The sequence below is a fragment of the Streptomyces sp. NPDC058664 genome, from assembly GCF_042716635.1.
Classification (GTDB): domain Bacteria; phylum Actinomycetota; class Actinomycetes; order Streptomycetales; family Streptomycetaceae; genus Streptomyces.
Window position 1 is genome coordinate 132,084 of record NZ_JBHXRW010000008.1, and the last position, 19,933, is coordinate 152,016.

The window sequence follows — 19,933 nt, forward strand, 5'->3', positions numbered from 1 at the left end:
GCGTTTTTTTGTTCGACTATCGTCGTCTCCGTCACACCTCTCCAGGATCCACCTTCGTCCCGGGGGGTGGTGCTGCGGCCTCCGCGCCGCTGGACCCCTCTGCGCACCGACGCCCTCCCAGTGGATTCCAGGGGCCACGTGGTGCGACGATCACTGGAATCCGCCCTCGGACGAGGGCACGTCGGTCCCCCCGCCCGTCGGCTGCTCCCGTGCGGCCCGGCTGCGGGTCAGGACGCCGCAGAGACGGCGTCCTGACCCGCGCGGTGACCTACGGCTCGGTCCACGCGTGACCTACGGCGTGGCCTCCGGCGCCGGGGCGTACCCCGCCGGACGGGTCGTGAACGTGCCCCGGCCCTGGGTGCGGCCGCGCAGGCGGGACGCGTAGCCGAAGAGTTCGGCCAGCGGCACCGTCGCCGCCACCACCGCCGTACCGGAGCGGGTCGTCGATTCCGTGACCCTGCCCCGGCGGGCCGCGAGGTCGCCGAGCACCGTGCCGACGGACTCCGCCGGGACGGTGACCGTCACCTCCGCCACCGGCTCCAGGAGCGCCGGCACGCTCGCGCGGAGCGCCTCGCGGAGCGCGAAGCGGCCCGCCGTACGGAACGCCATCTCCGACGAGTCCTTCGGATGCGTGGCGCCGTCCGTGAGCGTGACCCGGACACCCGTCACCGGATGGCCGCCGAGGGGGCCCTCGACGAGGGCGTCCCGGCAGCCGGCCTCGACCGCGCGGACGTACTCCTGCGGTACGCGACCACCCGTGACCCGCGAGGAGAAGGCGAACTCCTCCTCCGTTCCCGTCGGTTCGACGTCGATGACGACGTGGGCGAACTGGCCCGCGCCGCCGTCCTGTTTGACATGGCGGTACAGCAGACCGGTGACGCCCTTCGTCACCGTCTCCCGGTACGCGACCTGCGGACGGCCGACCGTGACCTCGAGGCCCCGGTCGCGCCGCAGCTTCTCCACCGCGACCTCCAGGTGCAGTTCGCCGAGCCCGGACAGCACGGTCTGGCCCGTCTCCGGGTCGGACCGCACGACCAGCGACGGGTCCTCCTCGGTCATGCGGGCGAGGGCCGTCGCCAGACGGCCGGTGTCCGTGCCGCGGCGGGCCTCCACCGCCACCGAGACCACCGGGTCGGCGGTCGTCGGCGGTTCGAGGACGACCGGCGCGGACGGATCGCACAGCGTCGCCCCGGCGCGGACGGTCTTCGGCCCGACGACGGCGACGATGTCACCGGCGCGCGCCGCGTCGACCTCGGTCGCCCGGTCGGCCTGGACCCGCAGGACGCGGGCGATCCGCTCGGTGCGGCCCGTGACGGCGTCGAGCACGGTGTCCCCCTTCGCGATCGTGCCCGCGTAGACGCGGACGTAGGTCATACGGCCGGTGGCGGTCGCGCTCACCTTGAACGCGAGCGCGGTGAACGGCGCCGACGGGTCCGCCGGGACCTCCCCGCGCACCGGAGGCATGTCCGGTGGCGCCGGCAGGTACGCGACGACGGCGTCGAGCAGCGGCTCGATGCCGCGGTTGCGGTACGCAGAGCCGCACAGCACGACCACGGCCTCGCCGGTGAGGGTGAGGTCGCGGAGCGCGCCCGTCAGGGTGCCGGGCGACAGCGCGTCGCTCGCGCAGAACTCCTCGAGGGCTCCCGGATGCAGCTCCGCCACCGTCTCCTCCAGGCGTCGCCTGCGGCGCCGGGCCTCGTCGCGGAGATCGTCGGGGACCGGCTGCTCGGTGTACGTGTCGGCGCCGTCGGCCCACACGTACGCCCGCATCCCGACCAGGTCCACGACGCCCGTGAAGCCGTCCTCGCGCCCGATCGGGAGCTGGACGGGGAGCGGGACGGTGCCGAGGCGGGTCCGGATCGACTCCACGGCGCCGTCGAGCTCCGCGCCCGCCCGGTCCAGCTTGTTGACGAACGCGAGGCGCGGGACGCCGTGCCGGTCGGCCTGCCGCCACACCGACTCGCTCTGCGGCTCGACGCCCGCGACGGCGTCGAAGACGGCGACGGCGCCGTCGAGGACGCGCAGCGAGCGCTCCACCTCGTCGGAGAAGTCGACGTGCCCGGGAGTGTCGATCAGATTGATCCGGTGTCCGGCCCAGTCACAGCTGACGGCGGCGGCGAAGATCGTGATGCCCCGGTCCCGCTCCTGCGGGTCGAAGTCGGTGACGGTCGTGCCGTCGTGGACCTCGCCGCGCTTGTGGGTGGCGCCGGTCAGGTACAGGAACCGCTCGGTGACGGTGGTCTTGCCGGCGTCGACGTGGGCCAGGATGCCGAGGTTACGGATGTCGAGAGTGGTACGCACGGTCTCGTGCCTTTCGCTGCTGCGTGAAGAACAGGGCAGCGCGATTCCCGGACGACGGTCAGGTGGGAGACGTCGTCACGGGCGGCGATGGCGGGCGCGCAGCCGCCACCGCTCGGCGGAGGAGGCGAGGATCACGTCGTACCGGGCACGGGAGGAGGACACGGCGACGGCGGCACGGCTGCTGCGCACGGTCTTCTCCCCTCGGACAGGTGGACGGACTGCTCGGCGGCGCACCGACCGGTGCGCCGAGACGTGAGTGTAGGGAGCCGAACGCGCCCCGCGACAGCGGTTTTCGCCCTCCGGTCACACCGGGCAGGGACCGCTAGCGTGCGGCGAGCCGCTCGAGCAGGACGGCGCTCCGCGCCAGCAGGGCCCGCTCCTCGTCGGTGAGTTCGGCCTCGATGGCCTGCGCGAGCCAGCCGACCCTGCGCCCGCGCTCCGCTTCGAGCGCGGCCCGGCCGGCGTCCGTCAGCTCGACCAGCGACTTGCGCCCGTCCGTGGGGTGCGCCCGGCGCGTGATCAGGTCCTGCTCCATGAGCAGTCCCACCGCCCGGGCCATGGACTGGGGGCGCACGCGCTGATCGGTGGCGAGGTCGCTGGTGGTCATGGCGCCGTGGCGGTCGAGTGCGCCGAGCACGGCGACCTGGCCCAGCGGGATGCGGTCCTCGTGGGTGACGCGTCGGGTGAGCTTGCCCATCGCGGTGCGCAGTTCGGCGGCGATGGCGGCGGCTTCCGGGGTGGGCATAGGGGATTTTAGCCCGCTGGTCGGCAAGGCTCCGCACGTGTCCTCCGCAGCGATGCTGTACAGCAATTCTGCACAGCACTGCTGAACAGTTTTGCTGTAGGGTTTGGCGCTGTCGGGCTCAGCGCCAGCGCTGTCGCAGCCGGGGCCGCGACATACGACAACGGGAAGGACCTCCCATGTCCGCACAGGTACGCGAACCCGCCGAGAACGCCGACGCCACCATCGAGACCGTCACCGCCCGCCGGATCATCGACAGCCGGGGCAACCCCACGGTCGAGGTCGACGTCGTCCTGGCGGACGGCTCCCTGGGGCGCGCGGCCGTCCCCTCCGGCGCCTCCACCGGTGCCCGGGAGGCCGTGGAGTTGCGCGACGGAGACTCCGCGCGCTGGCACGGCAAGGGCGTCGACCGCGCGGTGGCCCACGTCAACGGGGAGATCGCGGCGTCCGTACGCGGCCGGGACGCGGCGGACCAGGCGGGGCTCGACGCCGCGCTGATCGCCCTCGACGGCACCGCCACGAAGTCCCGGCTCGGCGCCAACGCGGTCCTCGGCGTCTCCCTCGCCGCCGCCAAGGCCGCCGCCGCGGCCCACCGCCGGCCCCTCTACCGCTACCTCGGCGGCGCCGGGGCCCACCTCCTGCCGCTGCCGATGATGAACATCGTCAACGGCGGCGCCCACGCCGACAATCCGCTGGACTTCCAGGAGTTCATGATCGCGCCCGTGGGCGCGGACACCTTCGCCGAAGCCGTCCGCATGGGCAGCGAGGTCTTCCACACCCTGCGCCGCGACCTGCTGGCCGCCGGGCACTCCACGGGCGTCGGCGACGAGGGCGGCTTCGCCCCCGCGCTGCGTACCGCAGAGGAGGCGCTCGACTTCGTGATGGCCGCCGTCGAGCGCACCGGCTACCGCCCCGGCGCGGACATCGGCCTGGTCATGGACCCGGCGTCGTCGGAGTTCTTCCACGACGGGGTGTACGACTACAGGGGCGAGGGGGTACGCCGTACCCCCTCGGAGAACGCCGACTACCTGGCCGAGCTCATCGACGCCTACCCGATCGTCTCCATCGAGGACCCGATGGCGGAGAACGACCTGGACGGCTGGCGCGAGCTGACCGCCCGCGTCGGCGACCGCTGCCAGCTCACCGGCGACGACGTGTTCTGCACCGACGAGACGCTGCTGCGCGAGGGCATCCGCACCGGCGTCGGCAACTCGGTCCTGATCAAGGTCAACCAGATCGGGACCCTGACCGAGGCGCTGGCCGCGGTGGACACGGCCCACCGGGCGGGCTGGACGGCCGTCATGTCGCACCGCTCGGGCGAGACGGAGGACACCACCATCGCGGACCTGGCGGTGGCGACCGGCTGCGGTCAGATCAAGACCGGCTCGCTCTCCCGTTCCGACCGCACGGCGAAGTACAACCAACTGATCCGGATCGAAGAGGAGTTGGGTGCCTCGGCGCGGTACGCGGGCCGCTCCGCGCTGCGTCGGGCGTGAACGGCGGGCAGAGGTCGTGAACGGCGGGCAGGGGTAAAGTCCCTGCCGACCGCGAGGAACCGGCCCGGTTCCCCGATCGAGGGGCGGAGACGCGAGATGACGGCGACCACGTTTCGCATCGGCGGGGAGCTGAGCGTGCGGAGGCTCGGATTCGGAGCCATGCGGCTGCCGACCGAACCGGGCCCCGCCCGCGAGGCCTCCCTCCAGGTGGCCCGGCGAGCCGTCGAGCTCGGCGTCACCCTGATCGACACCGCCCACATGTACGGCTGGGGAGCCAACGAAGAGCTCCTCGCCGAAGCCCTGCACCCCTACGCCGACGGGCTGCTCATCGCCACCAAGGTCGGCATCGCACGTGCCTCCACCCCGGACGGGTGGAGGCACGACGCACGGCCCGACGCCCTGCGCGATCAGGTCGAGCACGCACTCCGCCGGCTCCGCGTCGAGCGGATCGAGCTGCTCCAGCTGCACCGCATCGATCCGCGGACGCCCCTCGCGGACCAGCTCGGGACCTTGCGGGAGCTCCAGGCCGAGGGGAAGGTCGGACGGATCGGGCTGTCCGAGGTCACCGTCGCCGAGCTCGACCGGGCGAGGGAGATCATCGACGTCGCCAGTGTGCAGAACCGGTACAGCCTGTTCGACCGCGAACACGAGCCCGTGCTCGCGGCCTGCGAGGCCGCGGGAATCGCGTTCCTGCCGTGGCGGCCCGTCGCCGGAGGGGCGTCGACGGGCGCGGCGGCCGAGCTCGCCGCCGTCGCGGCCGAACTCGACGCCACCCCCGCGCAGGTGTCCCTCGCGTGGCTCCTCGACCGCTCACCGGTCGTCCTCCCCATCCCCGGCACCGCCCGGCAGGGACACCTGGAGGAGAACGTCGCCGCGGCACACCTCCACCTGGAGCCGGCTCAGCGCGACCGCCTCGACCGCCTGTCCGGACAGGCGTAAGAGGGGCTGGGCTTCACGCTGCTACGCCGGGAGAGCGCCGTCCGCCGGCTGGAGGAGGTCCCAGCGGTTGCCGTACAGGTCCTCGAAGACGGCGACCGAGCCGTACGGCTCGTGGCGCGGGTCCTCCATGAACTTCACACCGGCCTCCGTCATCCGGGCATGGTCGCGCGCGAAGTCCTCGGTGTGGAGGAAGAACCCGACCCGACCGCCGCTCTGGTTGCCGATGGAGGCCTCCTCCGCCTCGTTCTTGGCGCGGGCCAGGAGCAGACCGGCGTTGCCGAGACCGCCGACCCCTGCGGCGCCGCGCGGGCGGACGACGACCCAGCGGCTTCCGTCGCCCCGGTCGGTGTCCTCGACCAGGTCGAACCCGAGGGCGTCGGTGTAGAAGGCGATGGCCTCGTCGTAGTCACGGACGACGAGGGTGACGAGTGCGATGGACGGCATTACCCCAAAGTAATACCCGGAACGGGAGGAATCTACCCGCGTCCACCCGCGCCGACCCGGGCGCGACCCTCGTCACATCGAGGGTCGGACCGAGGGTCGGGGAAGGGGTGGGGGAGGGGACGGGTAGAGGGTCGGAGAGGCGCCCGCCTCCGTGCCCGGTGCGACAATGCCCCGCATGGACGCAGAGGGGTTCGACCGGCTCGCGGCCCGCGCGCGTGCCCTCGCCGTGCCCGGGACCCGGCGGATCCTGGGTCTCGCGGGCGCCCCCGGCGCCGGGAAGTCGACGCTCGCGGCACGGCTCGTCGCCCGCCTCGACGGGCTGGCGGTCCTCGTCCCCATGGACGGCTTCCACCTGGCCCAGGCCGAACTGGAACGCCTCGGCCGGGCCGGCAGGAAGGGCGCGCCCGACACCTTCGACGCCGCCGGGTACACCGCGCTCCTCGCCCGGCTGCGCGCCCCCGAACCCGGCACCACCGTCTACGCGCCAGCCTTCGACCGGGCCCTGGAGGAGCCGGTCGCCGGGACGATCGCCGTCGCGCCCGAGGTCCCGCTCGTCATCACCGAGGGCAACTACCTCCTCCACGACGAGGGCCCCTGGGCGACGGTCCTCCCCCTCCTCGACGAGGCCTGGTACCTGGACCTGGACGCCCACCGCCGCGTCCCCCGGCTCGTCGCCCGGCACGTCCGCTTCGGCAAGGACAGGGCCCACGCCGAACGCTGGGTCAGGGAATCGGACGAGGAGAACGCCCGTCTCGTGGCCCGGGGCCGCGACCGCGCCCACCTCGTGGTGGCGATGTCATAGGCGTCGGGCAGGATGATCCCGCCCGCCGGGCTCCGGCGGGTCGCAGGCATTATCCGGACTTTTGGGGAATCTTTGAGAATCAAGAGACTGGCCGCGCTGGCGCTGAGCGCCGTGACGGCCGCTGTCGTGGGGATAACGGCTCCCTCGGCTTCCGCGGAGACCGCGCCATCGCTGGAGGTGGTGTTCAACAAGCCGACTCCGCGAGGCACCGCGGGCCATGACCGGGCCATCGAGAACCGACTCCTGGACCTGATCGGCAAGGCCACGCCGACGTCCAGCATCCGGGTGTCCCTGTACGAGATGGAAGACGCACAGGTCGTCGACGCGCTCATCAGTGCCAAGCAGAGAGGCACCGATGTGCGGGTCCTCAGCGAGCGCTGCCCCTGGGACGAATTCAGGACCACGTGCACGGAGACCCCGGTCGAGGAGGTCGTCCCGCAGGCCGCCCGCCTGGCGCAGGCGCTCGGCAACGCCCCTGACGGCAAGCCGCGCGTGGTCCTCTGCGTCAAGGGCTGCATGCAGACCGTTGACATCAACCACGACAAGTTCTGGCTGTTCAGCGCATTGAGCGACGGCACGACGAACGTCGCGGTCCAGTCTTCGCACAACCTGGGGTCCACCACTCCCGGGCTCGCGGACAACATGGTCATCAGCGCGAACGAGGCGCAGATCTACCAGGGGTACGAGCACACCTGGAACACCATGCGCGCGAAGGAGCTCGCGGGCGGAGCCAACAGTCTCTGGCCGGAGATCGACACCGCCGGGACCGGCGACTTCAGCGGTCACGCGGGCACGGTCGCGGCGTGGCGCTACCCACGGAAGGCCAGGAGCGACAGTGGGGTGCTCAACGACCCGGTCGCCAGGAGCATCGCGGCGCTCGACTGCGCCACCGGCCCGGAGGTCCACATCGCGATGGCCTCGTGGGGCGGCCGCGCCGAGGTCGACAAGGCGCTCCTCGCCAAGGTCGACCAGGTCGGCGCCAACGGCAAGCGGTGCGCCTTCCGGATCGTGACGGCCGGCACCCCGGCGAAGGCCGTGGCCCTGGAGCCGGACGCGGCCCACCCGAACCGGGACGTCCAGCTGTGGACGGTCACGGCGAACCAGCTCAACGGGGCGTCGGGCGGGCTCCACTCCAAGTACGTGCTCCTGTCCTGGGCCGACGCCGACGGTGACCACCGTGTCGTGCACACCGGTTCCGACAACTTCAGCGACCCGGCCGTCGGCGCCGCCGACGAGTCGTCGCTGCGTATCACCGACGCCGGGATCTACGGCCAGTTCAAGGCCAACTGGGAGTGGCTGCGCGCGCAGAACGACCTGACGGCGAACAACCTGACGGACATCCCGTTCCTCTACACGTACAGCGACAAGCAGGTCACCCCCTTCACGTTCGGGACGACCGAGTTCAAGACGTTCCGCAACCCCAAGCACTCCGACTTCAAGAGCCCGGCCACGCTCTCCCGCAAGTCCGTCAAGGGCGACTTCAACGGCGACGGCGTGCTCGACGTCGTCACCCTCAACGACGACGGCCTCGACGCCCAGGGCAAGAAGACGTTCTCCTTCGAGACGTTCGCCGGCAAGCCCGACGGCCGGTACTTCCCGGGCGTGAAGTCCTGGAAGGCCAACTCCGACTGGGGTTATTACGCCAGCATGCGTCTCACCAGTGGTGACTACAACGGCGACGGCCGGGACGACGTCGCCGCGCTCTACACCCGCGCGGGCACGGGTGAGGACTGGTCGTTCTACACGTTCCTCGGCCGGGCCGACGGCACGTTCGCGGGACCGGTGCGCGCCTTCGACGCGCTCCCCGGCTGGGGCAAGACGAGTCAGATGAAGATCGTGAGCGGCGCGTTCGACACCGGTGACCAGCGCGACGACATCGCCGTCCTGTACACGTACGCCGACGGCGATCTCGGCCTGCACACCTTCACCGCGAAGGCGGACGGCACCTTCAACGCCTCCTTCGGCTCCTGGAGGGTGGAGGCCGGCGTCTGGGGTTCCGGTGACCGTACGACGATCGTCAGCGGCAACTTCGACGGCGTCGGTGGCGACGACATCGGCGCCCTGTACGACTACGTGGACGGCTCGGTCGGCGTGCACACCTTCCTCTCGCAGGCCAACGGCGGCTTCAGTGCTCCCTTCCAGGGGTGGAAGGAGCTCAACTGGGGCGCCGCCGAGAACATGCAGCCGACGTCCGGTGACTTCGACGGCGACGGGCGCGACGACCTGGCCTCGGTGTACAAGTACGCCGTCCCGGCAGGAGAAGCACCCATGATGGCCGTGCACATCTTCGCCACGGAGGCGGGCGGCGGGTTCAAGGCGCCGTACCGCGGCTGGTACGGCGAGTACTCCGCCTCGTCGGTCACTGTTCCGTCGTCCTGACGCGCGGGTGCCCCGGCCGTCAGGCCGGGGCACCCGGGACCGTCCTGCCTCAGGAAAGAGCTAGTTCTCCCAGGCGGCGGCGCCGCGCAGCAGATGGTGGTCGGCGATGCCCGAGCAGCCCACCGCGTCGCCGCGCACCGTCGTGAAGAAGTGGTAGCTCAGGAAGACGTAGTCGATCTTCGCGTTCTCGGTGGTGTGCGTCGAGCAGGTCGTCGTGGCGGTGTTCTCACCGGTGCGGCACCGGTCCTCGGTCTGGTCGCAGCGCGTGCCGAACCGCTCCTTGTCGTTCTCGTCGACCTCCTGGAACACGCCGGTCGACGGCGCGCCCTTCTCGTCGGTCCCGTGGTTGTAGAGGACGTTCATGTCCGGGTGCTCGGGGCGCTGGTTGAAGTCGCCCGCGAGGACCACGGGGTCGCCCGCGTTGGCATAGTCACGGGTGAGCGCGGCGACCTTGTCGATCTGCTCGGTGGTGTTGGCGTCGCGCCAGTCGATGTGCGTGTTGCAGGCACGGACGGGACGCCCCGTCACCTGGGTCTTCACACAGAGGAGGATGCGGTCCTCGCCGGCGGTCGCCTCGGGGAGGAAGGTGACGCTCCGGGTGGTCATGTCGATGGAGCCGGTGCCCTTCGACAGGATCACGAGGCCGAAGCGCTCGTCGGAGTCGATGATTTTGTCGGGGGTGGGGTCCCACCGGGAGCAGCCGTCGGCGGTCGGGAGGGCCGCGCCCCAGACGCTGTCGTAGGTGGTCCCGGTGCGGTTCGCCAGGCGGTCGCGGAGCAGCGTCCACTGCCCGTAACAGACCTCCTGGAGCATGACCAGGTCGGTGTCCCAGTAGTCGATGGCGTGGACGACGGCGTCCAGCCACTCCGTCTTCTCGGCGCTGGACGGCCGGTCCTCGCAGGTGGAGGAGGCGCCGCAGATGTTGTACGAGATGAAGCGCGGCTTGGGCGCGGTGTCCTTGTCGACGACGTCGGCCTGGACGGGCCCGGCGCCGCCCGCGAGCAGCAGCCCGAGGGAGAAGAACGCGGCGAGCAGCGCTCTGAGTGATGCGCGCACTGATGATCCTTTTGAAGGTGGGTGTCGGAGTGCGCATGGTGCCACGTGCCCCGTCGGGCCCGTGAAGTCGGCCATCAGTACGATTCACTGTCATGGCCATGCATGACGAACCCCAGGACGGACACCAGGACGCGGTGACCCTGCTCCACCGGCCGACCCGCGCCGACCTCCTCACCGCCGTCCTCGTCAGGGAGCGGCTGCGGCGGCTCCACATCCTCCGCTGGGCCGTCGTCCTGCTCTTCGGGGGGTTCGCCGTGCTCGCGGCGATCGCGCAGACGGGCTTCACCGTCTCGACGGGGCTCTTCCTCCTCGTCGCCGCCCTGTTCTGGGCGACGCCCCACCTCCAGGCCAACCACGCCCTGCGTACCGTCGAGTGGCAGGGCGAGTACCGCGCCTCCGTCGGCGAGGGCGGGATCGAGACAGAGACCGCGCACGTGCGGCTCCTCCAGCGCTGGTCGGTCTTCCGCGGTTACCGCGAGACCCGTGACCACTTCGTGCTGCTCAGCCGTGACCCGAACATCCTCCTCGCCGAGGTGCTGCCCAAGCGCGGGCTCGGCTCCCCGGAGGACGTGGAGCGGCTGCGGGAGCTCGTGGGGCGGCACCTGCCCGGCGTGTGACCCTCCGTCAGGACAGGGCGTGTCGCTCCGCCGCCTCCGCCAGCGCGCGGACCAGGGGATGCGGGCGCGTGCCGTCGCCCGCCAGCTCCGGCTGGAAGAGGGTCGCCAGGAAGAAGGGGTGCGAGGCGAGCTCCGCGACGCGGACCCCGCCCTCCTCGTCCGCGCCCGTGAACCGCAGGCCGTGCGCCCGCAGGGTGTCCAGGTGGCGGCTGTCGGGGCCGTACGCGCAGTGGTACCGCTCGGTGGTCCGCTCCGCGCCGAGGGCCCGCTCGGCGAGCGAGCCTGGAGTGACCCGTACGACCCCCTCGTGGCCCACCAGCGAACAGGCGAGCGGTGCGATCAGCAGGTCGCCCGGGGCGGCCGCCGGGTCGTTCTCGGCGTGCGCGGCGCCGGTCAGGCCGCAGACGTTCCGCGCGTACTCCAGGAGGACGTGCTGGAAGCCGCCGCAGGTGCCGAGGAACGGGACACCGTCCTCGCGGGCCGTGCGGATCGCGGCGAGCGCCCCCGCCTCGCTCGCGTACGGGCTGCCCGGCAGCACCCACACCGCGTCGAAGCCCCGCACCGCGCCCGGCGTCTCCGCGTCCCCGGTGGGGATCCAGTACGCGTCGAGGACGAGGCCGTCCCGCTCGGCGAGCGCGTCGAGCAGGACCGGGATCCGCACGTGCGAGCGGACGTGCGGGGAGCGGTCCCCGACGAGGGCGAGCCGGGGGGCCCGGGCGGCGGAGCGGGGAAGGGGGGTCGTGTGCATGGCCACCATCCTCAGCGGCGGCCCCGGTTCACGTCCAACGATGATTCCCGCACCGTCCATCACGAACGCTTATGACGCTGATGACGTGGTGGATAGGGTGACCGCATGACGAACGATCAGGACTGGGAGCGCCGCGTCACCGCGCTCTGGGAGAGCCTCGACGCCCACGAGCCCGCCGACTTCCGCGCCCGCGTCGCCGAACTCGCCGCCGAGCGGGGCACCGACGACCCCGCCGCCCTCTTCGAACAGGGCGCCGCCCACGACTCCACCGGACAGCCGGAAGAGGCCGTCCGGTACTACCGGCGGGCCCTCGACCGGGGCCTCACCGGACTCCGCCGCCGCCGGGCCGTCATCCAGCTCGCCAGTAGCCTGCGCAACCTCGGCCGGCCCGACCGCAGCGTCGAACTCCTCACCGCCGAGCGCGGCATCCCCGCCGACCGGCTCGACGCCGACGAGACCGCGCTCGCCGGAGCCGTCGACGCCTTCCTCGCCCTCGCCCTCGCCGACACCGGACGCGACCGCGAGGCCGCGTCCCTCGCCCTCGGCGCCCTCGCCCCCCTGCTGCCCCGCTACAACCGTTCCCTCGCCCACTACGCGCGCGCCCTGCTCACCGCCCCCGACGGGTCCTGAGCCGGCGGCCCGGATGGACCCGCACCTCCTCCGCACGTACGTCACCGTCGTCCGGCTCGCCTCCTTCTCCGAGGCCGCGCGCGCCCTCGGCTACACCCAGTCCGCCGTCTCCCAGCACGTCGCCGCCCTGGAGGCCGACCTCCGCCTGCCGCTGCTCACCCGCAGGCCCGTCGCCCCCACCCCGGCCGGGGAGCGGCTCGTCGAGCACGCCGGGGCGCTGCTGCTCCGCCTCGACGCGGCCCGCGCCGACCTCGGCCGGTTCGCCGCCGCACCCCGCGCCACCCTGAGCGTCGCCGCCTCTCCGCTCGCCCTCCATCCCCGTACCCTCGCCGCGCTCCCCGCCACCGGCGTCACCCTGCGCGGCCTGCCGCGCGAACAGGTGCCCGCCGCCGTCGCCACCGGCGAGGCCGACGCCGGGCTCGTCGACGGGATCGCCGCCCCCAGCGACCCGCTGCCGCTGCCCGACACCGGCCCGCTCACCGCGACCGGCGTCGCCGAGCAGCCCCTCGCCGTCCTCCTGCCCTCCGCGCATCCGCTCGCCGGGCGCTCCGGACTCCGCCTCGACGACCTCGCCGACGCCCGCTGGCTCGACGCGCCCGCCGCCGGCGTCCCCCTCGACCGGCTGCGGGCCGTCCACGGCGGACCCGCCGGACGCGGCTTCCGCACCGCCCTGCGCTATGAGGGCACCGACACCCGTACCCTCGTCGCCCTGGCCGCCGCAGGACACGGCCTCGCCCTGCTGCCCCTGCCGGTCGCGGCCGGCGTCCCCGGCGCCACCGCCGTCCCCCTGACCGCGCCCCGGCTCGTCCACCGCACCGAACTCCTCCTCCCGGTCGGCGCGCCCGCCGAACCGGCCGGGCCGGTGGCCGAGTTCACCCGACGGCTGGGGAGCTGACATCCGCAGTCGCTACCCTGGGCGCAACGGCGACGGAAGGCGGACAGGCGTGGGGTGGCTGCGACGAGGACCCAGGCGGGACGGCGACGACGCACCGAGGGACCCCGAGTTCGCGTACTTCTCCCAGCGCGAGGCCGCGCTCTTCCGCAAACAGGTCCGTGAGACCTTCGCCGAACTCGGCCTGGAGGTCTCCGTCTACGCCGACCACGTCATCGACGACAAGGGACGCCGCTTCGGCCTCGGCAACCTCGCCGCCGTCTGCCACCAGGACCGGCGCGGCCCCCGCGTCTGGCCCGACACGATCCAACGGCACATCGGCCTGGTCGTCCGCGCCATGGACGGCCCCTCCGCGCTCGACACCCTGCCGCCCGAGCAGATCCGCTCCCAGCTCTACCCCCGGGTCGTCAGCGGCGACGGCATCGACGCGACCGCCTTCGGCTACGCGCGGACCGTCGCCCCCGGCCTCTACGAGATCCTCGCCCTCGACCTGCCGGAGAGCGTCATGATGCTCACCGACGAGGCGCTCGAACGGCTCGGGGACCACGCGAAGCTCCGCGACCGGGCCCTGCGCAACCTGCGCGGGCTGCCCGTCGAGGAGCACGAGACCGTCCGGGACGCCGACGGCATGTGCTTCGAGATCATCCTCGGTGACTCCTTCTACACCGCGAGCCGCGTCCTCGACCTGGACGGGGTGGCCCAGCGCGTCACCGGCCTGCCGCTCGGCGAGCACGGCGCCCTGGTCGCCATGCCCTTCCGGCACCAGCTCGCCTTCCACCCCATCCGCGACACCTCGATCATCCCGGCCCTCGGCGCGATGGCCTCCTTCGCCGCCTCCGGGTACGAGGACGTGCCCGGCGCCATCAGTCCGTACGTCTTCTGGTGGCGCGGCGGCACGCTCACCCAGCTCAGCGAGCACGACGAGGAGCGGGGGGAACTGCGGATCGTCGTCGGCGACGACTTCCAGGAACTCCTGGAACGGCTCATCGCCCAGGGCCCCGACCGCCGCTGAGCGGCCGCGGCGGGAGGCGGCCCCGGACAGGACACCGCTCGCCGAGGACGCCGCCGTACGTCGACGCCGTCGTACGGAAGAGCGCGCCGCACGCGCGGGGCGCGCCGCTCACCGGGGCCGCCGGGATCAGCCGTCCGTGAGGACGACCGCCGACTCGCCGGGGAGCCGCAGGGCCCCGTCCGCCGCCGGGCTCTCGACCGGCTCCCAGGCCGCGAGGACCCGGTCGCGGCCGTTGGAGCCGAGCGGGATCACCGCCGGCTCCTTGCCCAGGTTGACGGCCACCCGCAGCACCCCGCGCCGGAAGACCAGCCAGCGCGCCTCCTCGTCGAAGGCGACCTTCACACCGGCCAGGTCCGGGTCCGTCAGGTCCGGCAGGGTGCGGCGCAGCGCGATGAGCTCGCGGTGCCAGGCGAGGAGGCGCTTGTGCGGGTCCCGCTCGCGCTCGGCCCGGTCGAGGACCGAGCGGTCCCGGGTGGCGGGGTCCTGCGGGTCGGGCACCTCGTTCTCGTCCCAGCCGTGCTCCGCGAACTCCCGCCGCCTGCCCCGCCGTACGGCCTCCGCGAGCTCCGGGTCGGTGTGGTCGGTGAAGTACTGCCAGGGCGTGGTCGCCCCCCACTCCTCGCCCATGAACAGCATCGGTACGGAGGGGCCGGTGAGGACGAGGGTCGCCGCGCAGGCGAGCAGGCCCGGGGAGAGGGAGGCCGAGAGCCGGTCTCCCAGGGCCCGGTTGCCGATCTGGTCGTGGGTCTGGGCGTAGCCGAGGAAGCGGTGGGCGGGGGTGCGCTCCCGGTCCACGGGGCGCCCGTGGTGCCGGCCCCGGAAGGCGGAGTACGTGCCGTCGTGGAAGAAGACGTGCGTGAGGGTCTTCGCGAGCGCCGCCATCGGGGCGCGCGCGAAGTCCGCGTAGTAGCCCTGCGACTCACCGGTCAGGGCGGTGTGCAGGGAGTGGTGGAAGTCGTCGTTCCACTGGGCGTGGAGGCCCGTCCCGCCGAGGGCGCGCGGGGTGGTCGTGCGCGGGTCGGCGAGATCGGACTCGGCGATCAGGAAGTGCGTGCGGCCCTGCTCCCTGGCCAGCTCGTCGACGGCCGCCGACAGCTCCTCCAGGAAGGTCAGCGCCCGGGTGTCGGCGAGCGCGTGCACGGCGTCGAGCCGCAGCCCGTCGATCCGGTAGTCCCGCAGCCAGGCGAGCGCGCTGCCCTGGAAGTACGCCCGGACCTCGTCCGAGCCCGGCGCGTCCAGGTTCACCGCCGCGCCCCACGGGGTGTGGTGGGTGTCCGTGAAGTAAGGGCCGAAGGCGGGAAGGTAGTTCCCCGAAGGACCCAGGTGGTTGTGCACCACGTCGAGGACCACGCCCATGCCGAGCCCGTGAGCCGTGTCCACGAACCGCTTCAGCGCCTCGGGACCGCCGTACGGCTCGTGCACCGCCCACGGCGCCACCCCGTCGTACCCCCAGCCCCGCACCCCGGGGAACGGGCACAGCGGCATCAGCTCCACATGGGTGATGCCGAGGCCCGCCAGTTCCCCGAGGCGCGCGGCGGCGGCGTCCAGGGTCCCCTCCGGGGTGAACGTGCCGACGTGCAGCTCGTACAGGACCGCGCCGCGCAGCCGCAGCCGGGGGGAGTCGTGCCGCCAGGCGTACCCGGAGTGGTCGACGACCGCGCTGAGCCCGTCGGGCCCTTCGGGCAGCCGGCGGGAGCGCGGGTCGGGCAGGACGGGTCCGCCGTCCAGGGCGAAGCCGTACCGGTCGCCGTCCTCGGCGGGCACGACCCCCGTCCACCAGCCCTCGCGCTCGGCGTCCCGGTCCAGGGGGTGGCCGGAGCCGTTCAGCTCCAGCGTCACCCGGTCACGGGCGTTCGGCGCCCACACCTCGAAGAGCACGGAAATCCCCTCGTCGACGGACCGACCACTCGGCGGACCAGCGAATCAGCGAACGACCACCGCGACCATCCTGGCAGTCAGGAGTCCGCCGCGCCCGGCGCGTCCCACACGTAGTTGATCGCGCGCTCGAACGTGTCGTAGCCCGTACGGGCGAAGGACGCCGCCATCGGTACGTTCCCCAGGTCCGTCGCGGCCCGGATGCGGGGCACGTCGGTGGCGGCCAGGATCCGGGTCCCCTCAGCCAGGATGTCGTCGATGTATCCGTGCCCGCGCTGGGCGGGCAGCACACCGATGTACGCGATGACGTGGTTGTAGTTGTTGCGCGCGGGGACGACGAAGCCGACCGGCTCACCGCTCTCCGGCAGCTGCGCCACCCGCCACCACTCGCGCGGGGACGCGTAGTGCGCGAACTCCTCGTCGAAGTGCTGCTCCGCCGCTTCCCGCGCCGTGAGGCCGGAGGCCAGTTCGGCCCGGCCGTGCGCGTCGAGGGTGCCCTCCATCACCGGCGTCATCAGCGTGACCAGGTCCTCCCGGTCCCGCACCGGGCGGAACTCCAGACGGCCCGTCGGCTCCGGTACGGGGGTGCCGGGACGCCACTCCAGGCGGAGCCGCTCGACCAGCGGACGGGCCCCGGTGCGCGTCAGGACCGCGAAGACGGACTCCAGGAGGGACCGGACCTCCGGCACCTCGCGCCAGTCCGCCGGCATGAACCGCCCGAACTCGGGGCGCCGGCCACCGGCCGGGATCACCGCGGCCGTCGCGGTCTCCAGGAGCCGCAGGCCGATCTCCTCGCGCGCCTCGGCGGGCAGCTCGGGGGAGAGGTCGAAGAAGTCGAGCGCCTGCGGTTCGCCGCCGTCCTTGTTCGTCCACCAGGCGAGCCGGCCGACGAGCCGTTCGCCGTCGAGCGCCACCCACATCCACTCCGGGACCCGGCGGCCGGTGGCGAGGTCGTCGGCGAGCTCGTGGTCGAGGGAGTAGGTGAGGCGGAGGAACAGATCGAGTTCCTCGGGTCCGGCGAGCGGACGTATGACGAGGTCGTGCGGGGTGGAGGAGCGGCTCTCGTGGGCGGGCGTGGTCGAAGAGGACGCGGTCACGTCGTGTTTCCCCCTGGGGATCCGGTGCGGAGTCCGCAGACCGTAGCAGCGATCTTGTGGGACCGAAACGGAGTTCCCGGGCCGGGCCCGCAGGCCCCGGGAGGCACCCCGGGCGGGGCCCTTCTGGACACTTCGGGCCCGACGGACCGACAATCACGGGTGTGACGACCCCTTTCGAGCTTCCGGCGAACTCACCTCGGCTGACCGACGCCGAGCGGGACCGCGCGCTGGGGCTGCTCCGTGAGGGCGCCGCTCAGGGCCGCCTCTCGCACGACACGTTCCTCTTCCGGATGGAGCGCGCGCTCCAGGCCCGCCGGCCGGACGAGCTCGACCTGCTCACCGCCGACCTGAGGACCGAGGGGACCTGGACCCGGCGGGTGGTGGGCGCGGTCGAACGGATGTCCGCGTTCACGGCGCGGCTCGGACGTGCCTGGCACGCGGAGCGGCTGCCGAAGCTGCTGCTGCCGCTGCCCGGTCCGCACCCGCTGCGGATAGGCCGCGACCCGGTCAACGGACTCCGGCTCAGTCACGAGACCGCCTCCCGGCTGCACGCCGAACTCTCGCTGCAGAGCGGGATGTGGGTGTTGCGCGACCTCGGTTCGACGAACGGCACGACCGTCAACGGGCGGCGGGTCACGGGCGCGGTGGTGGTGCGCGCGGGCGACGTCGTCGGCTTCGGCCAGATGTCGTTCCGGCTGTCCCACGGCTGAGCGCCCGGTTCCGGGACGTGCGTGACGGTGGTCGCCCGGGTCCGCGGCTGACCGCCTCCTGACGCCGGAGCGCACGGGAGGTGCGGGCATGCGCCGGACGTCCGGAGGCCCGCGGACGTCCGGGGGCGCGCGGGGCTTCCGGAGACGCGCAAGGCGTCCGGGGCGCGCGGGCGTTCACCCGGCCCGGCGTCAAGCGTCCGGGGCCCGGCGCGTGCGGCGGCCTTCACCCGTTCGGCGGTACGCGGCGGGCGGTGCGGCGCGCGCGGTGATGGGCTGGGGAGACGCGCGCCACGATCTCCGGCCGCGGCACCCACCGCCGATCGACAGGGGGCGCGATGAGCGACGAGCCGAAGCAGGGCAGAGGGAACGGTCGGCCGGAGTCGCCCGGGTCCGAGGACCCCTGGACACGCCTGCCGCCCATGGCCCCCGCGGTGCCCTCGGGGCCGACCGCCGGTACGTCGGGTGCGTTCGGGCCCCGCTCCGGAAGGTCCGCCGTGGTCCCCGGCCGGGTCGGGCCCGTGCGGCCGCCGGGGCGCGTGCGGACCGCGGCCGATCCGGTCGCCGGACCCGACGGGCCGGCGACCGGATCGGCGGGAGCCTTCCCGCCCGGGTCGAGGACCGTCGCCCCGAGCCCCCTCGACCCCGGCGCCTCGCGCGACCCGCACGGCATCCACCGAAGGCTCCGCGAGGAGTTCCCGCTCACCTACGACCCGCTGCTGCGGGCCTGGGTGCTCTCCCGGTACGCGGACGTGGCCACCGCGCTCACCGACAGCCGTTTCACCCACGGGCACCGGCCCGGTGACCCGCCGTGCGCGCGGGCCCACGTCGACGTCGACGTCGAGGCCCTGCGGTCGGTCACCGAACGCACCGCGCACGTCCTGGCCCGCCGGCTCGCCGAGCGGCCGCAGGTCGACCTGGTCGCGGACTTCTGCCACTGGCTGCCCGCCGGAACCGTCGCCGCCGCCGTCGGCGTGCCGTACCGCGACATGATGCGGCTCGTGCGCGGCCGGGCGGCCGGGGCGCTCGCCGGCGAGTGCGGCGGGCAGATCGCCGTACGGGAGAAGGCGCTCGCGTCCTTCCTCGGCAACGTCCTCGCCGACCCGGACCAGGTCGCCGCCCTCCGTGACGCCCCCGCCGGGCTCGTGGACCGCGCCTGGACCGAGTCGCTGCGGCGGGACCCGCCGGTGCAGATCGCCGTGCGCCGCACCGGCGCCGAGGTCCCGGTCAGCGGCGGAGTCGTCCCGGCCGGCGCGTCCGTCGCCCTGCTCATCGGCTCGGCGGGCCGTGACCCGGAGCGCTTCCGCGAGCCCGACCGTTTCGACCCGTTCCGCGACGACCCGGGCCAGCTCACGTACGGCACGGGCTTCTGCCCGGCCGTCGTCCTCGCCCGGCTCGAAGCCGAGTACGCCCTGCGGGCCCTGTTCGCGGCGATGCCCCGGCTCCGGCTCGCCGACGGTTTCCGGCCCACGGCGACGGGCCTGGTCACCCGGGCGCCGCGCAGCCTGATCGTCCGCCCCGGCGGCTGACGCGGGGTCCCGGCGGGAGTGGCGAGCGGCCCCCCGACCGCTGCTAGGGTGACGTGCGCTCGTCAAGGAGCCCTTTTTCATACCACTTTCAACGGGGATTCAAACATGAAGATGCGTCATGTCCGCGCCGTCGCCGTCGCCGCCGTCGCGGTCGTCGCCCTGACCGGCGCCCGCGGCTCGGGCGGCGGTGGCTGCGACAACAGCAGCAGCAGCGGCAGCTCCGGTTCCAGCAACCACAACGACAACGACAGCACCTCGGGCGGCACGTCCGGCGGCTCCCTGCCCGGCGGCTCCAGCAGCGCCGACAAGGCCGCCCGCGACGTGACCATCGACGAGTGCAAGTACGACCCCGCGACCAAGAACCTCGTCGCCCGGATCACCGTCAAGAACGACGGTGCGATGGACTACGACTACAACGTCACGATGAAGTTCACGGGCGCGGGCAGCAGCGTCCTCCCGGCGACCGCCATGAAGGCCGGCATCGCGGTCGCGGCGGGCGCGTCCGCGAAGGCCGAACTGACCACCCCGTACATCGGCACCGGCGACGGCTCCGAGTACACCAAGTGCGAGGTCACGCGCGCCTCCCGCTTCTGATCACCTGCTCGCCCGAGCGCTCCCGGGGCACCCCGGGAGCGCTCAGCCGCTCAGCCGCTCAGCCGCTCAGCCG

General features: G+C 73.2%; 18 protein-coding genes. 11 read left to right on the forward strand and 7 right to left on the reverse strand.

Features of this window, described 5'->3' with window-relative positions; all coding sequences use genetic code 11:
• Positions 1-291: 291 nt before the first annotated feature.
• Positions 292-2,301, reverse strand: a complete 2,010-nt coding sequence (gene fusA / locus ACFWUY_RS09480; RefSeq protein ID WP_384104328.1) for an elongation factor G — start codon at positions 2,299-2,301, stop codon at positions 292-294.
• Between the two features lie 322 nt (positions 2,302-2,623).
• Complete coding sequence (locus ACFWUY_RS09485) at positions 2,624-3,046, reverse strand: MarR family winged helix-turn-helix transcriptional regulator (RefSeq protein WP_384104331.1); 423 nt, start codon at positions 3,044-3,046, stop codon at positions 2,624-2,626.
• Positions 3,047-3,222: 176 nt separating this feature from the next.
• Here ACFWUY_RS09485 and eno point away from each other — a divergent pair, with 176 nt between their 5' ends.
• Positions 3,223-4,539, forward strand: coding sequence for a phosphopyruvate hydratase (gene eno / locus ACFWUY_RS09490; RefSeq protein ID WP_384104333.1), 1,317 nt, complete (start codon positions 3,223-3,225; stop codon positions 4,537-4,539).
• A 96-nt stretch (positions 4,540-4,635) separates the two neighbouring features.
• The gene (locus ACFWUY_RS09495) at positions 4,636-5,478 is read left to right on the forward strand and encodes an aldo/keto reductase (protein WP_384104336.1); all 843 of its coding nucleotides are present in this window, start codon (positions 4,636-4,638) and stop codon (positions 5,476-5,478) included.
• Between the two features lie 21 nt (positions 5,479-5,499).
• On the opposite strand, the gene ACFWUY_RS09500 is transcribed toward ACFWUY_RS09495, so the two are convergent.
• Positions 5,500-5,922, reverse strand: coding sequence for a VOC family protein (locus ACFWUY_RS09500; protein ID WP_384104339.1), 423 nt, complete (start codon positions 5,920-5,922; stop codon positions 5,500-5,502).
• Positions 5,923-6,088: 166 nt separating this feature from the next.
• Between ACFWUY_RS09500 and ACFWUY_RS09505 the strand changes: the two genes are divergently transcribed.
• A complete protein-coding gene (locus ACFWUY_RS09505; protein ID WP_384104487.1) occupies positions 6,089-6,724 on the forward strand; it encodes a nucleoside/nucleotide kinase family protein in 636 nt (211 codons plus the stop codon).
• Positions 6,725-6,796: 72 nt separating this feature from the next.
• Entirely contained in the window at positions 6,797-9,103 is a 2,307-nt protein-coding gene (locus tag ACFWUY_RS09510; RefSeq protein ID WP_384104341.1) for a phospholipase D-like domain-containing protein, read from the forward strand.
• A gap of 60 nt (positions 9,104-9,163) precedes the next feature.
• On the opposite strand, the gene ACFWUY_RS09515 is transcribed toward ACFWUY_RS09510, so the two are convergent.
• Positions 9,164-10,159, reverse strand: coding sequence for an endonuclease/exonuclease/phosphatase family protein (locus ACFWUY_RS09515; protein WP_384104344.1), 996 nt, complete (start codon positions 10,157-10,159; stop codon positions 9,164-9,166).
• 92 nt (positions 10,160-10,251) lie between these two features.
• Here ACFWUY_RS09515 and ACFWUY_RS09520 point away from each other — a divergent pair, with 92 nt between their 5' ends.
• Positions 10,252-10,776 carry a YcxB family protein gene (locus tag ACFWUY_RS09520; protein ID WP_384104347.1) on the forward strand — a complete coding sequence of 175 codons (525 nt, stop codon included), beginning with the start codon at positions 10,252-10,254 and terminating at the stop codon, positions 10,774-10,776.
• Positions 10,777-10,783: 7 nt separating this feature from the next.
• Here ACFWUY_RS09520 and ACFWUY_RS09525 read toward each other — a convergent pair whose 3' ends face one another.
• Positions 10,784-11,524 carry a hypothetical protein gene (locus tag ACFWUY_RS09525; protein WP_384104351.1) on the reverse strand — a complete coding sequence of 247 codons (741 nt, stop codon included), beginning with the start codon at positions 11,522-11,524 and terminating at the stop codon, positions 10,784-10,786.
• A gap of 105 nt (positions 11,525-11,629) precedes the next feature.
• Here ACFWUY_RS09525 and ACFWUY_RS09530 point away from each other — a divergent pair, with 105 nt between their 5' ends.
• The 3 genes from ACFWUY_RS09530 to ACFWUY_RS09540 are packed head-to-tail and all read left to right on the forward strand — an operon-like array spanning position 11,630 to position 14,058.
• A complete protein-coding gene (locus ACFWUY_RS09530; RefSeq protein ID WP_384104354.1) occupies positions 11,630-12,154 on the forward strand; it encodes a tetratricopeptide repeat protein in 525 nt (174 codons plus the stop codon).
• 13 nt (positions 12,155-12,167) lie between these two features.
• Positions 12,168-13,049 carry a LysR family transcriptional regulator gene (locus tag ACFWUY_RS09535; protein WP_384104357.1) on the forward strand — a complete coding sequence of 294 codons (882 nt, stop codon included), beginning with the start codon at positions 12,168-12,170 and terminating at the stop codon, positions 13,047-13,049.
• A 49-nt stretch (positions 13,050-13,098) separates the two neighbouring features.
• Complete coding sequence (locus ACFWUY_RS09540; RefSeq protein WP_384104359.1) at positions 13,099-14,058, forward strand: hypothetical protein; 960 nt, start codon at positions 13,099-13,101, stop codon at positions 14,056-14,058.
• 126 nt (positions 14,059-14,184) lie between these two features.
• Here the strand turns inward: ACFWUY_RS09540 and treZ are convergent, their stop codons facing one another.
• Both treZ and ACFWUY_RS09550 read right to left on the reverse strand, forming a co-directional pair.
• Positions 14,185-15,936: a malto-oligosyltrehalose trehalohydrolase gene (gene treZ, locus ACFWUY_RS09545; protein WP_384104362.1), complete on the reverse strand. Its 1,752-nt coding sequence runs from the start codon at positions 15,934-15,936 to the stop codon at positions 14,185-14,187.
• Positions 15,937-16,013: 77 nt separating this feature from the next.
• A complete protein-coding gene (locus tag ACFWUY_RS09550; protein ID WP_384104365.1) occupies positions 16,014-17,030 on the reverse strand; it encodes a GNAT family N-acetyltransferase in 1,017 nt (338 codons plus the stop codon).
• 161 nt (positions 17,031-17,191) lie between these two features.
• On the opposite strand from ACFWUY_RS09550, the gene ACFWUY_RS09555 reads away from it, so the two are divergent.
• From ACFWUY_RS09555 to ACFWUY_RS09565, 3 genes are all read left to right on the forward strand, one after another.
• Positions 17,192-17,740, forward strand: a complete 549-nt coding sequence (locus ACFWUY_RS09555) for an FHA domain-containing protein (protein WP_384104368.1) — start codon at positions 17,192-17,194, stop codon at positions 17,738-17,740.
• Positions 17,741-18,075: 335 nt separating this feature from the next.
• The gene (locus tag ACFWUY_RS09560) at positions 18,076-19,266 is read left to right on the forward strand and encodes a cytochrome P450 (RefSeq protein WP_384104371.1); all 1,191 of its coding nucleotides are present in this window, start codon (positions 18,076-18,078) and stop codon (positions 19,264-19,266) included.
• A 105-nt stretch (positions 19,267-19,371) separates the two neighbouring features.
• Complete coding sequence (locus tag ACFWUY_RS09565; protein WP_384104373.1) at positions 19,372-19,860, forward strand: hypothetical protein; 489 nt, start codon at positions 19,372-19,374, stop codon at positions 19,858-19,860.
• Positions 19,861-19,933 lie beyond the last annotated feature (73 nt).

Coding starts and splice junctions, on each gene's coding strand:
- ACFWUY_RS09565 (WP_384104373.1), top strand. CDS start 19,372: ATGAAGATGCGTCATGTCCGCGCCGTCGCCGTCGCCGCCGTCGCGGTC.
- ACFWUY_RS09485 (WP_384104331.1), bottom strand. CDS start 3,046: ATGCCCACCCCGGAAGCCGCCGCCATCGCCGCCGAACTGCGCACCGCG.
- eno (WP_384104333.1), top strand. CDS start 3,223: ATGTCCGCACAGGTACGCGAACCCGCCGAGAACGCCGACGCCACCATC.
- ACFWUY_RS09495 (WP_384104336.1), top strand. CDS start 4,636: ATGACGGCGACCACGTTTCGCATCGGCGGGGAGCTGAGCGTGCGGAGG.
- ACFWUY_RS09535 (WP_384104357.1), top strand. CDS start 12,168: ATGGACCCGCACCTCCTCCGCACGTACGTCACCGTCGTCCGGCTCGCC.
- ACFWUY_RS09505 (WP_384104487.1), top strand. CDS start 6,089: ATGCCCCGCATGGACGCAGAGGGGTTCGACCGGCTCGCGGCCCGCGCG.
- ACFWUY_RS09530 (WP_384104354.1), top strand. CDS start 11,630: ATGACGAACGATCAGGACTGGGAGCGCCGCGTCACCGCGCTCTGGGAG.
- ACFWUY_RS09520 (WP_384104347.1), top strand. CDS start 10,252: ATGGCCATGCATGACGAACCCCAGGACGGACACCAGGACGCGGTGACC.
- ACFWUY_RS09525 (WP_384104351.1), bottom strand. CDS start 11,524: ATGCACACGACCCCCCTTCCCCGCTCCGCCGCCCGGGCCCCCCGGCTC.
- ACFWUY_RS09560 (WP_384104371.1), top strand. CDS start 18,076: ATGAGCGACGAGCCGAAGCAGGGCAGAGGGAACGGTCGGCCGGAGTCG.
- ACFWUY_RS09500 (WP_384104339.1), bottom strand. CDS start 5,922: ATGCCGTCCATCGCACTCGTCACCCTCGTCGTCCGTGACTACGACGAG.